This window comes from Methylobacterium sp. C25, assembly GCF_021352225.1.
Classification (GTDB): domain Bacteria; phylum Pseudomonadota; class Alphaproteobacteria; order Rhizobiales; family Beijerinckiaceae; genus Methylobacterium.
Map to the genome: position 1 here is coordinate 135,597 of NZ_JAAUVI010000004.1, position 20,363 is coordinate 155,959.

General features: G+C 66.9%; 22 protein-coding genes. 11 read left to right on the plus strand and 11 right to left on the minus strand.

Going from position 1 to position 20,363, the window contains the following annotated elements:
• The first annotated feature begins 14 nt into the window (after nt 1-14).
• Nucleotides 15-1,091 (plus strand): 3,4-dihydroxy-2-butanone-4-phosphate synthase, encoded by a 1,077-nt coding sequence (gene ribB / locus HCU64_RS13180; RefSeq protein WP_233384421.1) that lies wholly within the window; start codon nt 15-17, stop codon nt 1,089-1,091.
• Between the two features lie 11 nt (nt 1,092-1,102).
• Nucleotides 1,103-1,756, plus strand: a complete 654-nt coding sequence (locus tag HCU64_RS13185; RefSeq protein ID WP_233384745.1) for an HAD-IA family hydrolase — start codon at nt 1,103-1,105, stop codon at nt 1,754-1,756.
• Between the two features lie 103 nt (nt 1,757-1,859).
• On the opposite strand, the gene HCU64_RS13190 is transcribed toward HCU64_RS13185, so the two are convergent.
• From HCU64_RS13190 to HCU64_RS13205, 4 genes are all read right to left on the minus strand, one after another.
• Complete coding sequence (locus HCU64_RS13190) at nt 1,860-3,047, minus strand: DUF1501 domain-containing protein (RefSeq protein WP_233384423.1); 1,188 nt, start codon at nt 3,045-3,047, stop codon at nt 1,860-1,862.
• Nucleotides 3,048-3,070: 23 nt separating this feature from the next.
• Nucleotides 3,071-4,576, minus strand: coding sequence for a DUF1800 domain-containing protein (locus HCU64_RS13195; RefSeq protein WP_233384425.1), 1,506 nt, complete (start codon nt 4,574-4,576; stop codon nt 3,071-3,073).
• Nucleotides 4,577-4,834: 258 nt separating this feature from the next.
• Nucleotides 4,835-5,920, minus strand: a complete 1,086-nt coding sequence (locus HCU64_RS13200; protein WP_233384426.1) for a hypothetical protein — start codon at nt 5,918-5,920, stop codon at nt 4,835-4,837.
• A 166-nt stretch (nt 5,921-6,086) separates the two neighbouring features.
• Nucleotides 6,087-7,016 (minus strand): histone deacetylase family protein, encoded by a 930-nt coding sequence (locus tag HCU64_RS13205; RefSeq protein ID WP_233384427.1) that lies wholly within the window; start codon nt 7,014-7,016, stop codon nt 6,087-6,089.
• 253 nt (nt 7,017-7,269) lie between these two features.
• Between HCU64_RS13205 and HCU64_RS13210 the strand changes: the two genes are divergently transcribed.
• The 4 genes from HCU64_RS13210 (at nt 7,270) to HCU64_RS13225 (ending at nt 11,138) form a co-directional block, all read left to right on the plus strand.
• A complete protein-coding gene (locus HCU64_RS13210; protein WP_442785956.1) occupies nt 7,270-7,887 on the plus strand; it encodes a L,D-transpeptidase in 618 nt (205 codons plus the stop codon).
• Between the two features lie 293 nt (nt 7,888-8,180).
• The gene (locus tag HCU64_RS13215; protein WP_233384429.1) at nt 8,181-8,624 is read left to right on the plus strand and encodes a hypothetical protein; all 444 of its coding nucleotides are present in this window, start codon (nt 8,181-8,183) and stop codon (nt 8,622-8,624) included.
• A 145-nt stretch (nt 8,625-8,769) separates the two neighbouring features.
• Nucleotides 8,770-10,773, plus strand: a complete 2,004-nt coding sequence (locus HCU64_RS13220) for an acetyl-CoA carboxylase biotin carboxylase subunit (protein ID WP_233384430.1) — start codon at nt 8,770-8,772, stop codon at nt 10,771-10,773.
• Between the two features lie 26 nt (nt 10,774-10,799).
• Nucleotides 10,800-11,138, plus strand: a complete 339-nt coding sequence (locus HCU64_RS13225; protein ID WP_233384432.1) for a hypothetical protein — start codon at nt 10,800-10,802, stop codon at nt 11,136-11,138.
• Between the two features lie 3 nt (nt 11,139-11,141).
• Here HCU64_RS13225 and HCU64_RS13230 read toward each other — a convergent pair whose 3' ends face one another.
• Nucleotides 11,142-11,936: a DUF72 domain-containing protein gene (locus HCU64_RS13230; RefSeq protein WP_233384433.1), complete on the minus strand. Its 795-nt coding sequence runs from the start codon at nt 11,934-11,936 to the stop codon at nt 11,142-11,144.
• A 153-nt stretch (nt 11,937-12,089) separates the two neighbouring features.
• Here HCU64_RS13230 and HCU64_RS13235 point away from each other — a divergent pair, with 153 nt between their 5' ends.
• The 4 genes from HCU64_RS13235 (at nt 12,090) to HCU64_RS13250 (ending at nt 14,034) form a co-directional block, all read left to right on the plus strand.
• Nucleotides 12,090-12,521, plus strand: coding sequence for a gamma-glutamylcyclotransferase family protein (locus HCU64_RS13235; RefSeq protein WP_233384435.1), 432 nt, complete (start codon nt 12,090-12,092; stop codon nt 12,519-12,521).
• A gap of 162 nt (nt 12,522-12,683) precedes the next feature.
• Entirely contained in the window at nt 12,684-12,962 is a 279-nt protein-coding gene (locus tag HCU64_RS13240) for an acylphosphatase (RefSeq protein WP_233384436.1), read from the plus strand.
• A 102-nt stretch (nt 12,963-13,064) separates the two neighbouring features.
• Nucleotides 13,065-13,778 (plus strand): DUF599 domain-containing protein, encoded by a 714-nt coding sequence (locus tag HCU64_RS13245; protein ID WP_233384437.1) that lies wholly within the window; start codon nt 13,065-13,067, stop codon nt 13,776-13,778.
• Complete coding sequence (locus HCU64_RS13250; RefSeq protein WP_233384438.1) at nt 13,768-14,034, plus strand: DUF3253 domain-containing protein; 267 nt, start codon at nt 13,768-13,770, stop codon at nt 14,032-14,034. Before HCU64_RS13245 ends, HCU64_RS13250 begins: the two co-directional genes overlap by 11 nt.
• Here HCU64_RS13250 and HCU64_RS13255 read toward each other — a convergent pair.
• The 6 genes from HCU64_RS13255 to epmA form a co-directional block, all read right to left on the minus strand.
• Entirely contained in the window at nt 14,027-14,644 is a 618-nt protein-coding gene (locus HCU64_RS13255; RefSeq protein WP_442785957.1) for an HdeD family acid-resistance protein, read from the minus strand. The two genes, HCU64_RS13250 and HCU64_RS13255, sit on opposite strands and share 8 nt — an antisense overlap.
• Nucleotides 14,645-14,722: 78 nt before the next feature.
• Nucleotides 14,723-15,916: an AAA family ATPase gene (locus HCU64_RS13260; RefSeq protein ID WP_233384439.1), complete on the minus strand. Its 1,194-nt coding sequence runs from the start codon at nt 15,914-15,916 to the stop codon at nt 14,723-14,725.
• A 102-nt stretch (nt 15,917-16,018) separates the two neighbouring features.
• On the minus strand, nt 16,019-16,828 hold the full coding sequence (locus tag HCU64_RS13265) for a YdcF family protein (protein ID WP_233384440.1): 810 nt from the start codon (nt 16,826-16,828) through the stop codon (nt 16,019-16,021).
• 92 nt (nt 16,829-16,920) lie between these two features.
• Nucleotides 16,921-17,541, minus strand: coding sequence for a glutathione S-transferase family protein (locus HCU64_RS13270; protein ID WP_233384441.1), 621 nt, complete (start codon nt 17,539-17,541; stop codon nt 16,921-16,923).
• Entirely contained in the window at nt 17,541-18,599 is a 1,059-nt protein-coding gene (locus HCU64_RS13275; protein ID WP_233384443.1) for a lysine-2,3-aminomutase-like protein, read from the minus strand. The genes HCU64_RS13270 and HCU64_RS13275 overlap by 1 nt, the downstream gene beginning before the upstream one ends.
• Nucleotides 18,596-19,591 (minus strand): EF-P lysine aminoacylase EpmA, encoded by a 996-nt coding sequence (gene epmA, locus HCU64_RS13280; protein ID WP_233384749.1) that lies wholly within the window; start codon nt 19,589-19,591, stop codon nt 18,596-18,598. The genes HCU64_RS13275 and epmA overlap by 4 nt, the downstream gene beginning before the upstream one ends.
• A gap of 192 nt (nt 19,592-19,783) precedes the next feature.
• Between epmA and efp the strand changes: the two genes are divergently transcribed.
• Nucleotides 19,784-20,350 (plus strand): elongation factor P, encoded by a 567-nt coding sequence (efp, locus tag HCU64_RS13285; protein WP_233384444.1) that lies wholly within the window; start codon nt 19,784-19,786, stop codon nt 20,348-20,350.
• Nucleotides 20,351-20,363: the final 13 nt, after the last annotated feature.

The following is a 20,363-nucleotide window of genomic DNA, read 5'->3' on the forward strand; positions in this document are numbered from 1 at the left end:
ACCGGAAGTCAAACGTGACCCACCATTCCCGCGTCTCCGAGGCCGTCGCGGCCTTTGCCCGTGGCGAGATCGTCGTCGTCACGGATGACGACGACCGCGAGAACGAGGGCGACCTCGTCGTCGCCGCCTCGCTCTGCACGCCGGAGAAGATGGCCTTCATCATCCGCAACACCTGCGGCATCGTCTGCGCGCCGGTGACGCTGGAGGAGGCCCGCCGGCTCAACCTCGCCCCGATGGTCGCCTCGAACGACGCGCCGCTCGGCACCGCCTTCACCGTCACCGTCGACGTGAAGCACGGGCTCACCACCGGCATCTCGGCCGAGCAGCGCTGCAACACGGTGCGTGCGCTCGCCAACGGCAACATGGGCGCGGCCGATTTCGTGCGCCCCGGCCACGTCTTCCCGCTGATCGCCCGCGACGGCGGCGTGCTGATGCGCTCGGGCCATACCGAGGCCGCGGTCGACCTCTGCAAGCTCGCCGACCTGCCGCCGGTCGGCGTGATCTGCGAGCTCGCCAACGACGACGGCACCGTGATGAAGGGGCCGCAGATCGACGCCTTCGCCGAGACGCACGGCCTGAAGCGCGTCTCGGTCGCCGAGATGATCGCCTATCGCCAGGCCCGCGACCGGCTGGTCGAGCGTGTCGGCAGCTTCCCGGTGAAGACCCAGCACGGCGCGATGACGGGCTATGCCTATGTCACGCCCTTCGAGACGATCCAGCAATTCGCCTTCGTCCATGGCGAGATCGGCGACGGCCGCGACGTGCTGGTGCGCCTGCACCGCTCTAACGTCGTCGCCGACGTGATCGAGGGCGGCGGCCAGATCGACTGCGTCATGCGCCGCTTCGCCCGCGAGGGTAGGGGCGTGCTGGTCTACCTGCGCGACGGCACCGCCGGCGTGCCGCTCTCGCGCTACGCCGACGAGGGCGCGGAAGCGCAGCGCGTGCGCCAGTGGCGCGAAGTCGGCCTCGGCGCGCAGATCCTGCGCGATCTCGGCGTCCACTCGATCCGCAATCTTTCCGCGTCCTCGCGCGCCTATGTCGGCCTCTCCGGCTTTGGCATCGAGTTGCTCGGCGACGAGCCTCTGGAGTGACCGAACGCCCGCTGTTCCCAGGGCAGGCCTTCGCCGCGTTCCTCTTCGACATGGACGGCACGATCCTGACCTCGATCGCTTCGGCCGAGCGGGTCTGGGCGCGCTGGGCGGAGAGGCACGGCCTCGACGTCGCGACCTTCCTGCCGACGATCCACGGCGTGCGGACGGTGGAGACCATCGCCCGCCTCGGTCTGCCCGGCATCGATCCGGTGGCCGAGGCGGACGCCATCATGCAGGCCGAGATGGAGGACGTCGCGGACGTCGCGCCGATCGCCGGGGCGCCGGCGTTTCTCGCCGACCTGCCGCGCGAGCGCTGGGCAATCGTCACCTCGGCGCCGCGCCTGCTCGCGGAGCGGCGCATCGCGGCGGCCGGCCTGCCGCTGCCACCACTGATGATCGCGGCGGAGGATGTGGAGCATGGCAAGCCTGCGCCCGATTGCTTCCTGCTCGGCGCGGAGCGGCTCGGTGTGTCGGTCGAGGATTGCCTCGTCTTCGAGGACTCGCCGGCTGGCCTGACAGCTGCCGATGCCGCCAGAGCACCGGCCCTGGTCATCACGACAACGCATGCCCATCCGTTCGAGACCGGCCATCCGAAGTACCGGGATTACGAGCGCCTAGCCGTGCGCGCGACAGCCGACGGCCTCCAGGTCTTCGAGCAAACCTGAACCGTCATTGCGAGCGAAAGCGAAGCAATCCAGGGCCAACGGGCAGGCGTCGCGGGTGTGGCTCTGGATTGCTTCGCTGCGCTCGCAATGACGGCGGAAGCGCTCAGATCAGCGCCAGATCCGTGGCATCTACGCTCGGAAACACTCTTCGAAGCGCCGTCTGGTCGAGCCCGTAGAGCCGCTGAAAGAGCCCGGCGAACAGCGCCCGATAGTCGGTGAGCACAGAGTAGTCCCGGTTCTGGAAGAGGTGGGCCTCGTCGGCCTTCACTTGCGGGCCGGCGATCCGGCCGCCCTTGAGGCCGCCGCCGAGCACCCAGTAGACGCTGCCGTGGCCGTGGTCTGTGCCACGGTTGCCGTTTTCGCGAAACGTGCGGCCGAACTCGGAGAGTACGACCACGACCGTGTCGTTCCAGGCCGGGCCGATCTCCTGCGCGAAGCCCGCGAGCCCACGCCCGAGCTCCCCGATCCGGTCGGCGAGATACCCTGTACCAGCGCCCTGGTTCACGTGGGTGTCCCAGCCGCCGACATCGACGAACCCGAGGTTGAACTGGTCGCGCATCAGGTGGCCGATGCGCCGCGCCGACAGCTCGAACCCCTTCGGTGACACGGCCCCGCGATCGGCCTGCTCCTGATGCGCGGAGATCGTCCGATAGACCTCGTCGCGCACCCGGAACCCTTCGCTGACCGAGGAGGCCAGCGGCGTCGCCTTGTACATCGCGGTGATCAGCCGGGCCTGGCGCTCGTCGATGCCAGGCTTGCCGACTCGGGCGATGGCGATGTTCGGCACGGTCTCGCCGCCGCGAAAGATCAGCGGCATCTGCTCGGCGAAGGCGATGGGTCGCACGCGGGTCAGCTCGGCCGCGAGCCGCGCCATGAAGCCGGAATTGTAGTCGCGCCCGCTGCCGACGGTCTGGCCGAGCTCGATCGTGTCCTGCGTCTCGAAATGGCTGCGGGTGAGGTCGTCCGTGCCGGCGAAGGGCACGAAGGCCGCCTGACCCTTCGCGAAGAGCGGAAGGATCGTCTCGCGCAGGCTCGGATGCAGGCTCCAATCGGCATCGAGCGTCAGGGCGGCGGCCGGGTTGTTCGGGTCGGGTCGCGCCACGGCGAGATTCGGCCGGGAGCGGTAGTAGAAGTCGCTGCCCGTCGGGATCACCACGTTGGCGGCGTCGTAGGCGCCGCGCAGGAAGACGACGAGCAGCCGCGCATCCGCTTTCGGCGCGGCCCAGACGCGCCCGGCCACGGCGGAGAGCCCCAGCGCCAAGGACGCCCGGATGAGATCGCGACGATCCATGGCGAGATCCTTCATGCCCAGCCTCACCGCATGAACTCGGGAGAGGACAGGAACAGCGTGTTCCAGTCCTGCGGCGAAACCGCCTGGGCGAGGGCCGTGCGGGTCGGCTCGCTCAGCGTGGCGGCCAGCGTCGAGAAGTAGAGCTCGTTCTGGATCAGCGGGAAGGCCGGCACCTCGGTGGCATCCGGCATCACGGCGTTGAACAGGCCGGCCGATCCCGAGCCGATCTGCCTGGCGATCTCGAAGCGTGTGGTCATCTGGCCCGGCCCGCTCCAGGAGGCCGCGTCGAGGGGGTAGCCGTCCGGCGTGGTGCGGTTGAACAGGCCCTCGCCGAGGCGGTTGAGCCAGCCCTGCATCGGCGCGGTGTTCAGGATCGGGCGCCCGTCATAGGCGAGCCGCACCGCCGAGAGCACGAAGCGCATCGGGTCCTTGAAGCGGGCCGCGTTGGGCGCCGTGAAATCACGCGAGTGAAAAAGAGCATCGAGCACGGTCGGGATGTCGCCGCCGCTCTTGGCGAAGACGCCCGCCATGGTGTCGACGAGGGCGCCCGAGGGTTCACTGCCCATGAAGGCACGGGCGAGGCCCCGCGAGACGCTGCGTGCCGTCGCCGGCTGGCTGCAGATGATGTCGAGCGCCTCGCCGATCTCGGCCCAGCCGCGCCCGCGGATCGTGTGGCCGAGCAGGTTCTTGTCGCCGTAATCGTGCCGGTTCGGGTTGAAGATGAACAGGCCGGCCCGGACTAGATCGGCCTGCCGCTCGGGCTTCACCTTCGGGTCCTCCGTCCGCGCATCGATGCCGATTCCGGTGAGGATGCGGGCGAGGTTCTCGACATCGCCCTGCGTGTAGCCGGTGCCGACGCCCATGGTGTGCAGCTCCAAGAGCTCGCGGGCGTAGTTCTCGTTGATGTGCCCGGCGGCGTTGTCGGCATTGTCGAGGTAGCGCAGCATCGCCGGGTGCCGCAGGGTCGCCTCGACGAGATCGCGGAAGCGGCCCAGCGCGTGCGGGCGTATCGCGGTATCGACGTAGTCGCCGACCATGGCGCGCAGGTTCGCCTTGCCGAGATGAACGTTGAAGCGGTTGAACCAGATCCAGGTCAGGCGCTCGCGGAGCTGGTCGGGGCTGTAGAGCGCGCGGAGCAAAGTCGCGGAGGCGGCGTCCTTGACGCTGGCATTGAGCGAGGCCTGCAGCGCCCGCCGTGACTTCTGCTTGGCCTCGGGATCCGGCTCGGCATTGGCCTCCTTGCCCTGGGCCTGGAGCGCGGCAATCCGGTCGAACAGGCTGCCGCTCGGCGCCAGGGCGTCGACCTGCGCCTGCACCGCCGCCGGCAGCCGCGGCTGGGCCGGCGGATGCAGCTGCTCGCGCAGCCACGCCTCTCGTCCCTTTGTGCGAAACTCCGAAAAACTCGACGGGGTGATGCCCCAGGTCAGCGCATCGACGAAGGCCGCGTCTTCGGCTGGCGTGGCATCGGCACACACTGCCGAGCCCGCGAGCAAGGCAAGGGCGGCGAGGCAGCGCAGGGGACGGATCATCGCAGGCGAAGTCCCGGTGGCGAGCTAGGGCAGACTCGGCCCGGATTGCGGCAACCGCAAGTTCGGCGCGATCACGACACCGGTAGCTTGCTCCAACTCCCTCCGGAATTCCCGGATCGGACCATTTTTCTCGAAGGGAGTTCGATGATCTCAAGGTCAGGATCGACGAGACTGGTCGTCTCGACCTAAAGGCACCAAACCATCGGGCCGTGTGAGGATCAGGCTTTCCTAACTACGCGGCTGTTTAAGCATGGTGATCTAGCGGTCTGATTGCAGGCGGACGTTGCGGCTTATTGATGCCTTGAGGATCGGACCGACCACCGAACGCAGCGGCTCGGGATCGACGTGGTGGTCGCGGCCCGCCGACCGAGCTACGAATCGTTGGTCGATAGTCCCATCGGAGCCGAGAATGGGCGTGAAGAGGTCGATGAACCGGAAGCCCCGATCGTTGCAGATCGCGCGAAGACGCTGGTTAAAGCTGTCATGCATCGCCGTTCTTTCACTAAGCTTCGGGATATCTATCGACCTCACAGCATCGATCATCGCCTCTGGCGAACGATCCCCCTCCAGCCCAACGATGTGAGCGTTCGCGTAGCCCTGTGCCCAAGACTCGTCCGACAGTGCCGGCGGGAAGATCGACAGAACATGCGTCGCGAATGGCGATCCATAGTAGCTGCCGAGAAATGCGTGATACGCATCGGAGACCGTGTCGCAGAATGCCTCGAAGCCAGCGCGGTCAAACGCCCGTTCACCGGACTGGATGCGGCGGAAGACCGAGACGAATTCCACATCGACTTGGCCAAACTGGAAGAAAACCGGCAGCCGAGACGCCAGCCCCGTTTCGCCAAGGGCCGCCGCAAGCCGCGCAAGTCTGGAATGGTACCCTGAGCGCGAGTGCGGATTGTTGAGCCCAAGCGCAGAGCCCCCCAAGCAAGCCAAGTGAATGGGAATGATGGGGTCTCGCCAGTTGTTTCCAACAATCCGGCTGGCGAGCGAGTGGCTGTCGCCAATCAGCAGATAAGGTTGGCCGACACGCTGCATCGCCGGCAGGACGGCCTGCCAGAAGTCCGCATCTCGGGCGGTGTCTGGATGCAGCAGCAAGTGGCTGTTGATCAGACTCGACATCAACTCGGCGAGCGAGTTTCGATTCCAGCAGCGTGCCTCGGCAAGCCGGCTGAAACCGGCGGTGTCGAGCCGTATCGGATAGGAGAAATGCGTGAGGGAGCAGTAGTCGAGGAGATGCAGGAGAGCCCGGCGGTCGTCGGTAATGGCGGCACGAAATTCCGCCGACTGGCCCCTATAAGCTAACGGCTCGAAGCCCGCCGCCTTCACACGCAAGCCCATCGATGCATGCGTTTCCGGGAAATAGCGTCGCTTCCCGAGAGCGGATCTCAGCCAAAACGGCCACGGCTCAACCAAACAGCGGCTCCTTCCGTTGCCCCAGGGCCAGAGTCCGGAGCGCCCGCGGCGAGGCCATTCGATCGGCGCAGGCTCCCCTGAGAGACGTTGCCTACCGGCCCATCAGCGCATCGACATGCGCCGCGACTGAGCGGCCGAGCCCGTCGAGATCGTAGCCGCCCTCCAGCACCGAGACGACGCGGCCGCCGCCATGCTTGTTCGCGACCTCCATCAGCCGGCGCGTCGCCCAGCCGAAATCCGCCTCGGTGAGGCGCAGATTCGCCAGCGGGTCGAGATGGTGTGCATCGAAGCCCGCCGAGATGATGATGAGATCGGGCGCGAAGATCTCGAGCCGCGAGAGGATGCCGGCCTCGAACACCTCACGGAAGACGCTGCCGTCGTCGCCCGACCGCAGCGGCACGTTGACGATGGTGTCGTGATTGCCGCGCTCGGAGGCCGAGCCCGTGCCGGGAAACAACGGCATCTGGTGAGTCGAGGCGTACAGAATGTCCTTGTCGTCCCAGAAGATATCCTGGGTGCCGTTACCATGGTGGACGTCCCAATCGACGATCGCGACGCGGCTGGCGCCGTAGGCCTTCCGGGCATGACGGGCGGCGATGGCCACGGTGTTGAACAGACAGAAGCCCATCGGCGTCGCGCGCTCGGCGTGGTGGCCGGGCGGCCGCATTGAAACGAAGGCGTTGGTCGCTTCCTTCTTCATCACCGAATCGACCGCGAGCATGGCTCCGCCGACGGCATGCATCACCGCCTTGAGGGTGCCTGGCGACATCAGCGTATCGGAATCGATCTGCACGTAGCCGTCGGTGGGCGCGGCCTTGGCGATCGTCTCGACGTATTCGGCCGGGTGAGCGAGTTCGGCCGCAGCCAGGTCGGCGCGCGGGGCGAGGCAGCGGACGAGCGCGGAAAAGCTTTCCTGCTCCAGCGCACGCTCCACAGCCTGGATACGGGCCGGGCGCTCCGGGTGGCCCGGCGGGACGACATGGTCGAGGGCGCTGGGATGGCTCACGTACAGGGTGGTCACGATCATCCTCCCACCAGCGCGGCGCCTGCAACGGGCCGGCCTGCTGTCTCATCTCGGCAACAAGCGCAGCAATTGCGCCACGGTTTCGCTCGGCAAGGGCAGCTTGCCACAGTCATGACCATGAAGCTCGGCAATTTATCGCCGGTCCTGTCGGCCATCCGACTCGGCATTCCGTCTACTGGGCAACCACGATATGCGTTCCGTCCTCAGGCTCCTTGCCCTCGCTCCGCTCTGTGCATCGCTGACCGCGTGCATGTCCGAGCGCGCCGAGCGTCCCCCAACGCAGCTCGCGGCGCTGACCCCGCCGAATGCCGTCGGCGGCACGATGCCGCTGCCCCCGCCGCCACCCTTTTTCCCTCCCGGACCCGAGCGCGACCGCGAATGGCTGAAGCTCGCGCCGGCCGCCCAGATCAACGACCCCGCGCTCCTGCGCACCGTCGTCGACTATCCGACCAAGGAGAAGCCGGGCACGGTGATCGTCGCGACGGCCGAGAAGCGCCTCTACCTCGTCATGGCCGACGGCAAGGCGATGCGGTACCCGGTCTCGGTCGGCAAGGAAGGCGCCTCCTGGTCGGGGACGGCCAATGTCGACCGCAAGCTCGAATGGCCGGACTGGAACCCGCCGAAGGAAATGCTCGAGCGCAAGCCCGATCTGCCGCATCGCCTGGAGGGCGGCCCGCTCAACCCGATCGGCGCCCGCGCGCTCTACCTCGCCCAGAACGGCAGGGACACGCTCTACCGCATCCACGGCACCAACGAGCCGGAGAAGATCGGCCAATCGGTCTCGTCGGGCTGCATCCGCATGCTCAACGAGGATGCGATGGACCTCTACAACCGCGTGCCGATCGGCACGAAGGTCGTCGTGATGTAGGCCCGCACCGGACATTCGAATCTGACGACGGCCCTGGCGGGGCGGCACGCAAGTGCCGCCCCGCTCCGTTTTGCTGATCGTCTCCGGACCATCCGCCGCAGCGCGAAGATGCAAGATCCGAAAAATGCGCTCATTCATGATTACGATTTCGAAAGCACCAATCGTGATGACGCTTTAACCTGAAATTCCATTCAGATTTGACCGTTAACCTCTTGAGACGAGGCCATCACGCATAGTGCAGACACACAGGGACAAGAGACCGGCAAGACAAAAGCCGGGGGAGGCATCAAGACATGAGCAACTTTTCTCTTCAACTCTTCTGCAACCGTATCGCCACCGCCGGCACGATCACCCGCGCCGACGTGCGAATCCTGCGGGAGGAGCGCCTCGAAGATGGCCTCGAGCACCGCGATGAGGTCGACCTGCTGCTCGCCCTCGACCGGGCCGTGACCGACAAGGACGAGACCTTCGCGGACCTGCTCGTCGCTCTGGTCGTTGACTTCGCCGTGTGGGGCGAGACCCCTCATGGCCGTATCGACGGCGAGACCGCTTCATGGCTCGTCGCCTCGATCGGCGGCCGTACCGGTCCGACACCAACCGGCGCGCGCATCGCCGTCGATCTCGTCCGCGAGGCCGAGGCCAGCGACGACGTGCTGACGGGTTTCGCACTCGAGGCCAATCGCTGGGCACGCCGGCCTGCGGCAGCGCGCTCCCGCAGCTTCGCCCTCGCAGCCTGAGGCCGCCAAAACCCGCTGAATTGTATTCACTTTACGACAGGGGCCGGCAAAGCTTTCGCCGGCCGAGCAAGTGCTTTATCGGAATGCGGCCCGGCCCCGTCCGGGTCTCCGCACGACGACACTTCCTCCCAAAACGCGGCCTGTGATGTTCGACAAGATCCTGATTGCAAACCGGGGCGAGATCGCCTGCCGCATCATCAAGACGGCCCGGAAGATGGGCATCAAGACGGTCGCGGTCTATTCCGATGCCGACCGGGACGCCGTCCACGTCGCCATGGCGGACGAGGCTGTCCATATCGGCCCCGCGGCCGCAGCGCAGTCGTACCTGCTGATCGACAAGATCATCGAGGCCTGCAAGCAGACCGGCGCCCAGGCCGTGCATCCGGGCTACGGCTTCCTGTCCGAGCGTGAGGCCTTCCCGAAAGCGCTGGCCGAGGCCGGCATCGTCTTCATCGGCCCGAATCCCGGCGCCATCGCCGCCATGGGCGACAAGATCGAATCGAAGAAGGCCGCGGCCGAGGCGAAGGTCTCCACCGTTCCGGGCTATCTTGGCGTGATCCAGGATGCCGAGCACGCCGTGAAGATCGCCGACGAGATCGGCTACCCGGTCATGATCAAGGCCTCGGCCGGCGGCGGCGGCAAGGGCATGCGGATCGCGGAATCCGCCGGTGAAGTGAAGGAAGGCTTCGATCGCGCCAAGTCCGAGGCCGCGTCCTCCTTCGGCGACGACCGCGTCTTCGTCGAAAAGTTCATCGTCGACCCCCGCCACATCGAGATCCAGGTCATCGGGGACAAGCACGGCAACGTGATTTACCTGGGCGAGCGTGAGTGCTCGATCCAGCGCCGCAACCAGAAGGTCATCGAAGAGGCCCCATCGCCACTTCTCGACGAGGCGACCCGCCGCAAGATGGGCGAGCAGGCCGTCGCTCTCGCCAAGGCAGTGAATTACGATTCCGCCGGCACCGTCGAATTCGTCGCCGGCCAGGACAAGTCCTTCTACTTCCTCGAGATGAACACCCGGCTCCAGGTGGAGCATCCGGTGACCGAGATGATCACCGGGCTCGATCTCGTCGAGCTGATGATCCGTGTCGCCGCCGGCGAAAAGCTGCCGCTCGGCCAAAGCGACGTGAAGCTCAACGGCTGGGCCGTCGAGAGCCGCGTCTATGCCGAGGATCCGACCCGCAACTTCCTTCCCTCGATCGGCCGCCTCACCACCTACCAGCCTCCGGCCGAGGGCCCGGTCGGCGACGCCATCGTGCGCAACGATACCGGCGTGGAGGAGGGCGGCGAGATCGCGATCCACTACGATCCGATGATCGCAAAGCTCGTCACCTGGGCGCCGACCCGCCTGGAGGCCATCGAGGCACAGGGCACCGCGCTCGACGCCTTCGCGATCGACGGCATCCGCCACAACATCCCGTTCCTGGCGACGCTGATGGCGCATCCGCGCTGGCGCAGCGGCGAACTCTCGACCGGCTTCATCAAGGAAGAATTCCCGGACGGCTTCACCGCCCCGGCGCCCGAGGGCGAGATCGCCCTGCGCCTCGCCGCCGTCGCCGCGGCGATCGACCACAAGCTCAACCAGCGAAAGCGCGGCATCTCCGGCCAGATGCGCGATCCGGGCCTGTTGAACTTCGAGCGCGAGCGCGTGGTGCAGCTCGCCGATCAGAGCTTCAACGTGACCGTCTCCACCGTCGGCAACGAACTCGTGGTGACGAGCGAGGACGGCACCGTGACGCCCGTGCTCAGCGATTGGCGGCCCGGTCAGCCGGTCTGGACGGGCACGGTCGGCAACCAGAACGTCGCGATCCAGGTGCGCGGCGTGCTCAACGGCGTCTTCCTGCAGCATGGCGGCGTGGCCGCGAATGCCCGCGTCTACACCCGCCGCGAGGCCGAGCTCGCCGCACTGATGCCGGTCAAGGAGACCGGCGATTCCGGCAAGCAGCTGCTCTGCCCGATGCCAGGCCTCGTGAAGCAGATCCTGGTCGAGGAAGGCCAGGAAGTGAAGGTCGGCGAGGCGCTCGCCATCGTCGAGGCCATGAAGATGGAGAACGTCCTGCGCGCTGAGCGCGACGGCAAGATCTCCACCATCGCGGCCAAGGAAGGCGACAGCCTCGCCGTCGACGAGGTGATCCTGGAATTCGCCTGAGCGAGGCCTCGCCTTAAGGGGCAGCCATGTCGGATGCCGCCCGGAACGAGCAGACAAAGCTTCTCGCCACCGGGCTGAACAATATCGGCGTGGCTTTCGTGGTGATCGGCGTCGTGACGCCGATCACGGCGGCCAGCTTCGGTGTCGCAAGCGCTCCGCACTTCAGCTGGAGCACGGGCGGGTTCTCCGTGATTTGGCCTACATTGGATAGGCAGACGCGTCCTGCGGAGCCTCAGGCCATGAATTCCGGCCAGATCTTCGTCACCTTCGTCATCCCCGCCTTCGTCCTGACGGCGGCTTATCTCGCCATGCTCGCAAACGAGCGGGCCGTGAAGCGCAGCGAGCGCACACCGCCGGGCGAGTAAGCCTCACAGCCGCTCGATCATCGCCATCGCGGCTGCAGGGTTTCGTGCCTTCGCGCCCGAGATGAAGAAGGCGAAGACGTCACGCCTTTGCTTCTTCGGTTTGTCGCCGCTCAGCGTCGGCAAGTCGTCGGGCACACCGCCATCGGCATAAGTCTTCAGCCGCTTGGCCCAGGCATCGAGGTCATCCGCCGAATAGCCCGTCTCGATGTCCCGGCTGCGCTGCAGCCTGAGATAGACGAAGTCCGCCGTGACGTCGGCGATGGTCGGGTGATCGGGATCGTCGAGCACGACCTGTGCGACATCGGCCTCGGCCTCGCGCAACAGGGTCACGAAGGCCGGGTCGGCGAAACTCTCGTGGCCCGCCTCGATCACGTGACGCAGCGTTTTCCCTTCACGCTTGGCCGGCAGCAGCTTCAGGAAGGCCGCGATGTCGTCGCGGTCGAATTTTTTCGTGGCCGGAAGCTGCCAGAGGATCGGGCCGAGCCGGTCGCCCATCTCCGTCGGACCCGTATCGAGGAATCGCGCGATGGACTCCGCGCCCTCGGCGAGGACACGTCGGCTCGTGGTGAAGCGTGAGGCCTTCACCGAAAACTGGAAGTTATCGGGCGTATCGCCGGCCCACTTGCGAAACGTCTCCGGTGTCTGCCCGCGATAGAAGGTTCCGTTGATCTCGATCGCGGTCAGGCGCTCCGCCATGTAGGCGAGCTCCTTCGTCTTCGGCAGTTCCTTCGGATAGAAGCCGCCGCGCCAGTCTTCGAAGGTCCAGCCGCCGACGCCGACGCGGATCGTGCCGGCCATCAGCGGACGGGTCCCAGATCGGTCGGGAGCGACGAATGGCGCATTGGCAAGCCTCGTGCAGGTATTTGCGCGCCCGGACCGGGCGACACCGTTACTGTACAGGACCGCTCGCTCCTTCGTACAGCGGCCCTCAGACCTCAGCCAAAGCCCGCGATGCCACTCTACTTCGCCTACGGAGCCAACATGGATGCGGCCGCGATGGCCGCGCGCTGCCCGCAATCCCGGCTGGTCGGGGGAGGGCGGCTCAACGGGCACCGCTTCATCATCATGAAGGAGGGCTACGCCTCGGTGATCCGCGCACGCGGCTCCACCGTCTGGGGCGTGCTCTGGGACCTCTCGCTTGCGGACGTCCCGGCGCTCGACCGTTACGAGGGCGTGGCGGGCGGCCTTTACGTCAAGGCGAGCCAGCCAATCACGACGCCGGGCGGCGTGAAGCGCGCACTGATCTATTTCGGCCGCAGCACCGCCCCCGGCATCCCGCGGCCGGGTTATCTGGATGACGTACTCGCGGCAGCGCAGGCCGCGCAATTGCCAGGACCATACGTTCAGGAGATGCGCGGGTGGCTGCGGCGGGCGCGGGCCTGACGGCCGCGTAGCCCGCGCGAGATCATGCTGCGTTTTGATTGAAGCGATCAAAACGCAGAAAACATGATCGATTCAATGAGTTAGAGCATGCTTTGCGCGAAAAATCCGTGTCCACTTTTTCGCAGCATGCTCTAGGTGGACGGTGAGAAACGGAGCAGCCCATTGAGCGAGACCAAGTCGATCCATGTGGTCATCCGCGGCCGCGTCCAGGGCGTCTTCTACCGGAAGTGGACGCAGGAGCGCGCACGCCACCACGGGATCGTCGGCTGGGTGCGCAACCGCGAGGATGGCGCCGTCGAAGGCGTTTTCTCCGGTCCGGCGGAGGCCGTCGACGCGCTCGTCGCCGAATGCCGCGACGGGCCACCGGCAGCGCGCGTCGAGGGCATCGACATCACCGCGGCAGACTCAGTCCAGGGCTGCGACTTCGAGGTGACCCATTGAGCCGCAATCGCGAATCTCGCCCGCAGGGCTTGCCGCGCCGCGGCGCGCTCTGTAGCCGCCAGACCATGAGCCCTCCCGCCGGATCCGGGGCCGCCCGACGTCATGCCTGATCTCAGAGCCTTCTCGCCCCTCGACCTCGTCGGGCTGGTCTTCTTCGTCGGGGCCTGGTTGACCTACGGCTACGCGGTGCAGAGCCGGAAGGGTCACCGCAGCCTGAGCCGGATCATGCATGGCCAGCGCCGGATCTGGGCCGAGCAGTTGATCGGACGCGATAATCGTGTGGTCGACACCACCATCAACGCCTCCCTCCAGAACGGCACCGCCTTCTTCGCCTCGACCTCGCTGATCGCGCTCGGCTCGGTGCTGACCCTGTCGCGCTCGAGCGACGACGTGCTCAGCCTGTTCGGCTCGCTGCCATTCGGCGTCGCGACGACGCGGGCGACCTGGGAGGTGAAGGTCGCCGGGCTCGCGATCGTGTTTGTCTACGCCTTCTTCAAATTCTCCTGGGCCTACCGGCTGTTCAATTACGGCGCGATCCTGATCGGCGCGGTGCCGCCGAAAGGCACTGGCGTCGACTACGAGACGATGCAGAAGGCAGCGCATCGCGCAGCAGCCATGAACATCGCCGCCGGCAACCACTTCGACCGGGGCCAGCGGGCCTTCTTCTTCGCGCTGGCGTATCTCGGCTGGTTCGTCAGCGCTCCGGTCCTGATCGCTTCCACCGCCGCCTGCGTCTTCGTGATGTGGCGCCGGCAATTCTCCTCCGAGATCCGTGCCGCCCTGCTTGCCGACGAGGAGACCCGCGATGGCCGATGAGGCCGTGATCGAGAAGACGATGCTCGACCTCGTCGTCGAGCGCGGACCGGGCAAGACCTGCTGCCCCTCTGAGGTCGCCCGCGCCATCGGCGGCCCGCATCCCGACGGCTGGGGGCCGCTGATGCAGCCGATACGACGCGTCGCCGTGCGGCTGACCAAGGAGGGCCGCATCGCCATCCTGCGCAAGGGCAAACCGGTGGCCGATCCCGACGACTTTCGCGGGATCTACCGGTTGGGTCCGTCGAGCCTCACCTAGACGACGCGTAGCGGCCGCGCAGGTTGAAGGCGAGGAACAGCAGCATGACGCCGAAGGCGAGGCTGTAGGCACCCATCCAAAAGGCCAGCACGATCGCCGACATGCCGGGATTGATCGCCAGTGCCAGCCCGAACAGGATCGAGATCACGCCACCGAGCCCGAGCCACCAGCGGCCGTAATGGAGATGCAGCCTGAAGGCGGCAGCGATCATCAGGGCGCCCGTCACGAGGGCCCAGGTGGCGACCAGCAGCACGAAGGCCCAGATCGCCGCCGCCGGGATCAAGGCCGCAGCGAGCCCGACGACGATGTCGACGATCCCTTCCAGCAGCAGAAATCCGTAGCGCTCGTGCTTCTGAGCCGCCCGGATCGCCGAGGCGATCGTCCAGCCGCCATCGACCAGCATGTAGGCCGCGAAGTACAGCGCCAATGCGAGCAAGAAAGCCTGCGGAGCCGCAAAGGCGAGAACGCCGAACAGGATGGCGAAGACGCCTCGCAGCGCCACGAGCCACCAGTTCCGCGCAAGAACCGCACTCATCGCGTCGAGCCTGGCGACGCCAGCGAGCGGAGTGTTGGAAGAACCTATCGGTGGTACGGCGGTCGAATTGGCCATCACAGCCTCCTGCCGTCCTGCTGGCGGCGCGACGTTCGTCGCGAAGCGAACGCTGCGCCGGCAAAAGCGTTCCCCTCCTCAGGCGGCCTCCAGCGTCCTGCAGCTCATCCGCCGCAGGGCGGCTTCCGCATCGGCAGCCCCGGGAGCGCCCATGAAGACCTCCTGGAGACGCGCACCCGTCTGCGGTCGATAGGCCTCGCGCGGCAGCGCCGGCATGGCTCCGTCGTAATACGAGGCGAACATCTCGGCAAAGGCGTCGTAATCGAGCGCGCTGACCTCGAGCTTCAGGTCGATCCGGCAGGGGCGCACCATGGCGGGATCCAGCGCCGCGACGTGGTTCGTCGTGATGATCGTGATCAGCCCGTGCGGCGTGGCAAGTCCGTCCAGCGTGTTGAGCACGCCGTGCAGCAGGGCCTTCGCATCGCCGATAGTGCCAGGCACAGGCGCGGTCTCGCCAGCCTCGCGCTTCAGCGAGCCAAGCGTGTCGATGTCCTCGATGGCCAGGATCCCGTTCTTGAAGCGGCCGATCTCCGGCCCGAGCGCGACGAGCCGGTCGACGCAGTAGAGGTCGCGGTTGAAGTGGCTGGCAATGGCCTGGATCAGGCTCGACTTGCCGGTGCCGGGCTCGCCGTGCAGCAGGATGACGAGCTTGTAGGTCAGCCCGCGCCGCCGGTACCACTCCTCGTTGGCGAGGAACCAGCGTACCTTCTCGATGAGTTCGGCTTTCATCGCGCCATTGGCGAAGACGGTTTCGATCGGCCGCTTGGCCCGGCGGATCGCCTGCCAGCCGCTGGTCGAGCGATGGTGAATGTCGATGGTGCCGCGATCCTGCATCGCGTCGTCGAGCGCCTCGTCGAGGAAGCGACGAATAGCGGTGCGATCGCGGGTCAGGAAGGCGAGGGTGAGCACCTCCACGACCTGGAACGTCTTGGCGTTCTCGTCGATCCGCAGGTTGTACCAGATCCACGTGCCCTGCCAGCGGGCGATGCCGGAGCCGTAGCCGACGGTGAGCGCATTGTCCTCGGTGACGCTGTAGCTGCGGCCCCAGGCATGCAGGCGATGACGCGCGATGAGCCCGGTCAGGCGCTCGACGGAGGCACCGTTGGAGCGCGCCGTCAGCGTCGAGAAAATCTGGCTGCCGATGAAGGCTTTCAGGCCGGCGGCGAGCCGGGTCGCCTGCAGAGCGAGAAAGGCGGCGATCGTCGTACCGATGCCGGCAACGAGAAGCTGGTTCGTCGAGAGCGCGGTGAGTTGGCTGACGAGATCGGTCATGCCGGCCTCCGAAGAAGCGACACGGCTGGCCGGCCGGCGGGCTGCCCCTTCGATCGAGCACAGCCGCCCGAGATGGGGAGCGTCGCTCCCTAGCACCAGGGCTCAGGGCGACTTTTCAGGCGCGGGCATCCACGTGTCGGTGTAGCCGACGAGCTTGTAGACCACGAGGCCGATCCACTCCTTCACGGCCAGATCGAGTTCGAGCAGGCCGTCCGAGGCGAAGGTGTTGAAGCGCGTCACGTCATGCGGACCGGCAGTCCGGTAGTCGACCGGATAGGCCGTCACCGGGAAGCCAGCTTTGCGGAAGCAGCCGACGGCCCTCGGCATGTGCCAGGCCGAGGTCACGAGCAACCAGCGCTCGTCCGGCTTCGGCTGGACCAGCTCGGCGGTGAACCTCGCGTTCTCGCGCGTGTTGCGCGAGCGCTCTTCGAGGATCAAGCGATCGCGCGGTACGCCGAGGGACTCGGCGAAGCGGCCGACCGTGCCGGCTTCGGTGACCGCGTCCTCCTTAAGGCTGGCACTGCCGCCCGAGAAGACGAGCCGCGCCTGCGGATAACGCCGGGCGAGGTCGCCGAGGGCGAGTTGGCGCTCGCCCGCGTCGTTGAGCGTGAGTTGGTCGCGCTCTGCGGAGATCCCTGTCATCAGGCCGCCGCCGAGCACGACGATGCCGGTGATCGGGCGCCCGTCATCGACAAAGGCGGGAAACCGCTCCTCCAGCGGCAGGATCGTCCAGATCGGAAGTGGCGAGAGACCGCCGGTGAGCAGCCCGAGGAAACCGAAGATCGCAAAGATCCGCCCGATCGGTGCAGCCGCCTGCGTGAACAGGAGCAGGCAGCCGAGCAGCCCGATCAGGATGAAGAAGTTCGACGGCGTGATCAGAAAGAAGATGATCTTCGAGAGCGGGAAGAACATGACTTTTCCGGATCGTGGAGGTGAGGGCTCGGGCGAGGGGGCATTGCTCATCGCGGCATCATCCGGCGCCGCTCCCGAGCCTCGGTAAGTGCTCAGCTGATCGGCACCGTCAGAACGGCCGAGGCAGCCTCGCGTTGCGCGATCACCTGGAACCAGCGCACGATATGCGGGCGCTCGTCCCGTTCGAGCGGCATGTTGAGCCAGCGATGGGCCGCGCAGCCGACGGCAATGTCGGCGATGCTGAAGCTGTCGCCCGCCACGAATGCTGTGCCGGCGAGATGCCGGTCGAGCAGGGCCGCGCCCTTCTCGGTCGTGACGCGAGAGGCCTCGACGGCCTTGATGTCGCGCTGGCCCTCGGGCACCCGCATCATCTGCCAGAAGGCGTCGCGCATGCCCGGGGTGAAGGCCGTAGCTTGCCAGTCGAGCCATTGGTCGACCCGTGCGCTGGCGCGAGGATCACCAGGGAGTGCCAGCGGCGAGCCGGGCTGACGCGAGAGGTAGCGCAAGATCGCGTTCGACTCCCAGAGGGCGAAGCCGTCCTCCTCGAGCGTCGGCACCAGCCCGGTCGGGTTCATGGCGCGGTAGGCAGGCTCACTGACCACGCCATGTGCGCCGCCGGCATCGGTCCGCTCATAGGGCAGCCCGGATTCCTCCAGGCCCCAGATCGCCTTCTGCACGTTGACGGAATTCGCCCGTCCCCACAGACGCCGCATCACTTGTCCTCGCTCTGGTCTTCCGGCGGATAGGCGTGCTCGAGGCCGGCCGGATCGGTGACGAGGTGACCCTCGGCACTCTCGCGCCAATAACCCGGGCCGACCGGCACCTTGCCGTGGCCGCCGGGAATATCGAGGACGTAGGTCGGCTGCGCCAGCCCGGAGAGCTTTCCGCGCAATGCTCTCATCAAGGCCTGCCCCTCGGGAAGGCTCGTGCGGAATCCGCTCGTGCCCGGCGCGAGGTCGGCATGGTGAAGGTAGTAGGGCTTGATGCGGTTCTCGACGAAGCCACGCATCAGCGCGGCGAGCGTCTCTGGGTCGTCGTTGACGCCGCGCAGCAGCACGCTCTGGCTCACCATCGGAATGCCGGCATCAACGAGCCTGGCGATGGCGCCGCGCGCCGCCGCCGTGAATTCTTTGGGGTGGTTGGCGTGGAGCGCCACGAAGACCGCACCGGTGAAGCGCTTGAGCGCAGCGACGAGCGCTTCGCTCACCATCGAGGGGTCGACCACCGGCACGCGCGTATGGATGCGCAGCACCTTCACATGAGGGATCGCATCGAGCGCCTTGGCGATCGCCGCGAGGCGGCGCGGCGACAGAGCGAAGGGGTCGCCGCCGGTGAGCACCACCTCCCAGATGCCGGGATTGGCTGCGATGTAGGCGTAGGCGGCCGAGAGCTCAGCATCGCTCAGCGTGCCAAGTCCTTCGGGACCGACCATCTCGCGGCGGAAGCAGAACCGGCAATAGACTGGGCAGACATGGAGCGGCTTCAGGAGCACCCGGTCGGGGTAGCGATGGACGAGGCCGGGCAGGGGCTCGTGCACGGCATCGCCGATCGGGTCGGCGATCTCGCCGGGCTGAGTCTCCAGCTCCTCGGCGCGAGGGACGAACTGGCGCGCGATCGGGTCCGACGGATCGGCCGGGTCGATCAGCTCGGCGAGGTCCACCGAGAGCGAGACGGCGTAGCGCGCCGCCACGGCCTCCAGGCCGGGCAGGTCTTCGGGCCGCAACAGGCCGGCGCGGGCGAGATCGGCGGGGCTGCGCAGGGGCCGGGTCACGATGCAGTGCTCCGGGCGACCGGCGTCCAGACCACCTCGTCGATGCGCGGCGCGCCGGTGGCAAGCATCACCAGCCGGTCAAAGCCGAGCGCGATGCCCGAGGCCTCCGGCATGATCGCGAGGGCGTCCAGAAAATCCTCGTCGATCGGGTAGCGCTCGCCGTAGACGCGCGCCTTCTCGTCCATCTCGGCCTCGAAGCGGCGGCGCTGCTCGGCCGGATTGGTCAGCTCTCCGAAGGCGTTGGCGAGCTCGACGCCGCAGGCATAGAGTTCGAAACGCTCAGCCACCCGCGGATCGTAGGGGCTCGGTCGGGCGAGAGCCGCTTCGCTCACCGGGTATTCGCAAAGGATGGTCGGGCGGCCATCGCCGAGATGCGGCTCGATCAGGCCGACCAGGATGCGGGAATAGAGATCCGCCCAGCTGTCGTCCGAGGCGACGCGCAGGCCTCGCGCGGCAACGGCGGCAGCGAGCCGATCGCGATCGGTCTGGCCGTCGTCCGAGAGTGTCGCCAGTAGATCGATGTCGGCATGACGCATGAAGGCTTCGGCGACGGTCAGGCGCTCGAACTCGGCGAAGGGATCGGCCTCACGGCCGCGATAGGCGAGGCGGGTGACGCCGGCCGTCCCGGCGGCGAGCGCCAGCAGGTCGGCGCAGTCCCGCATCAGGGTCTCGTAGCCCTCTCCCGCTCGGTACCACTCGACCATCGTGAATTCGGGATGGTGCAGCGGCCCGCGCTCGCGATTGCGAAAAACCTTGGCGATGCTGAGGATCTTCGGCTCGCCGGCCGCCAGCAATTTCTTGCAGGCGAATTCCGGCGAGGTGTGCAGGTAGAGTTTTTCGCGACCGCCATCGGGTTGGATCGCCTCGGTGGCGAAGGCCGAGAGATGCGCCTCGTTGCCCGGCGAGACCTGCAAGCAAGCGGCTTCCACCTCGACGAAATCCTGCGCGTAAAAATGCGCGCGCAGAGCCGCCTGGATGCGGTTTCGCGCCATCAGCAGCGGGCGCCGATCCGCATGGACCTGCGGTTGCCACCAGGGGGAGGGAGGGTTCACGCTGCGCCGGCTCTTTAGATTGACGGGTCTCGGCTGGCACGAAGGCGGCGGATGCGGTAGGGGCTGCAGCGATATTTCGCTACGGCGTCGCCGCATCGGCCCGGCGCCCTCGACAAAACAAGGTCTACGCTCGTGAAGGTGATCGCCTCGACGCTCCGCAAGGGCAATGTCGTCGACAAGGACGGCAAGCTCTACGTCATCCTGACGGCGGAGAACATCCACCCCGGCAAGGGCACCCCGGTGACCCAGCTCGACATGCGCCGCATCACCGACGGCGTGAAGGTCTCCGAGCGCTACCGCACCACCGAGCAGGTCGAGCGCGCCTTCGTCGAGGATCGCGAGCACACCTTCCTCTACAACGACGCCGAGGGGTTTCACTTCATGAACCCCGAGAACTACGAGCAGATCGCGGTGCCCGAGGACGTGGTCGGCTCCTCCGCCCCCTACCTGCAGGAGGGCATGGCCGTGATGCTCTCGCAGCACAACGGCGTGCCGTTGACCATCGAGCTGCCGGCGCGCGTGACGCTCGAAATCGTCGACACCGAGCCGGTGACCAAGGGTCAAACGGCGTCCTCGTCCTACAAGCCGGCGATGCTCTCGAACGGCGTGAAGACCACGGTGCCGCCGCATATCCAGACCGGCACCCGCGTCGTGATCATGACGGCCGACGGTTCCTACGTCGAACGCGCCAAGGACTGATTTTTATCAGCTG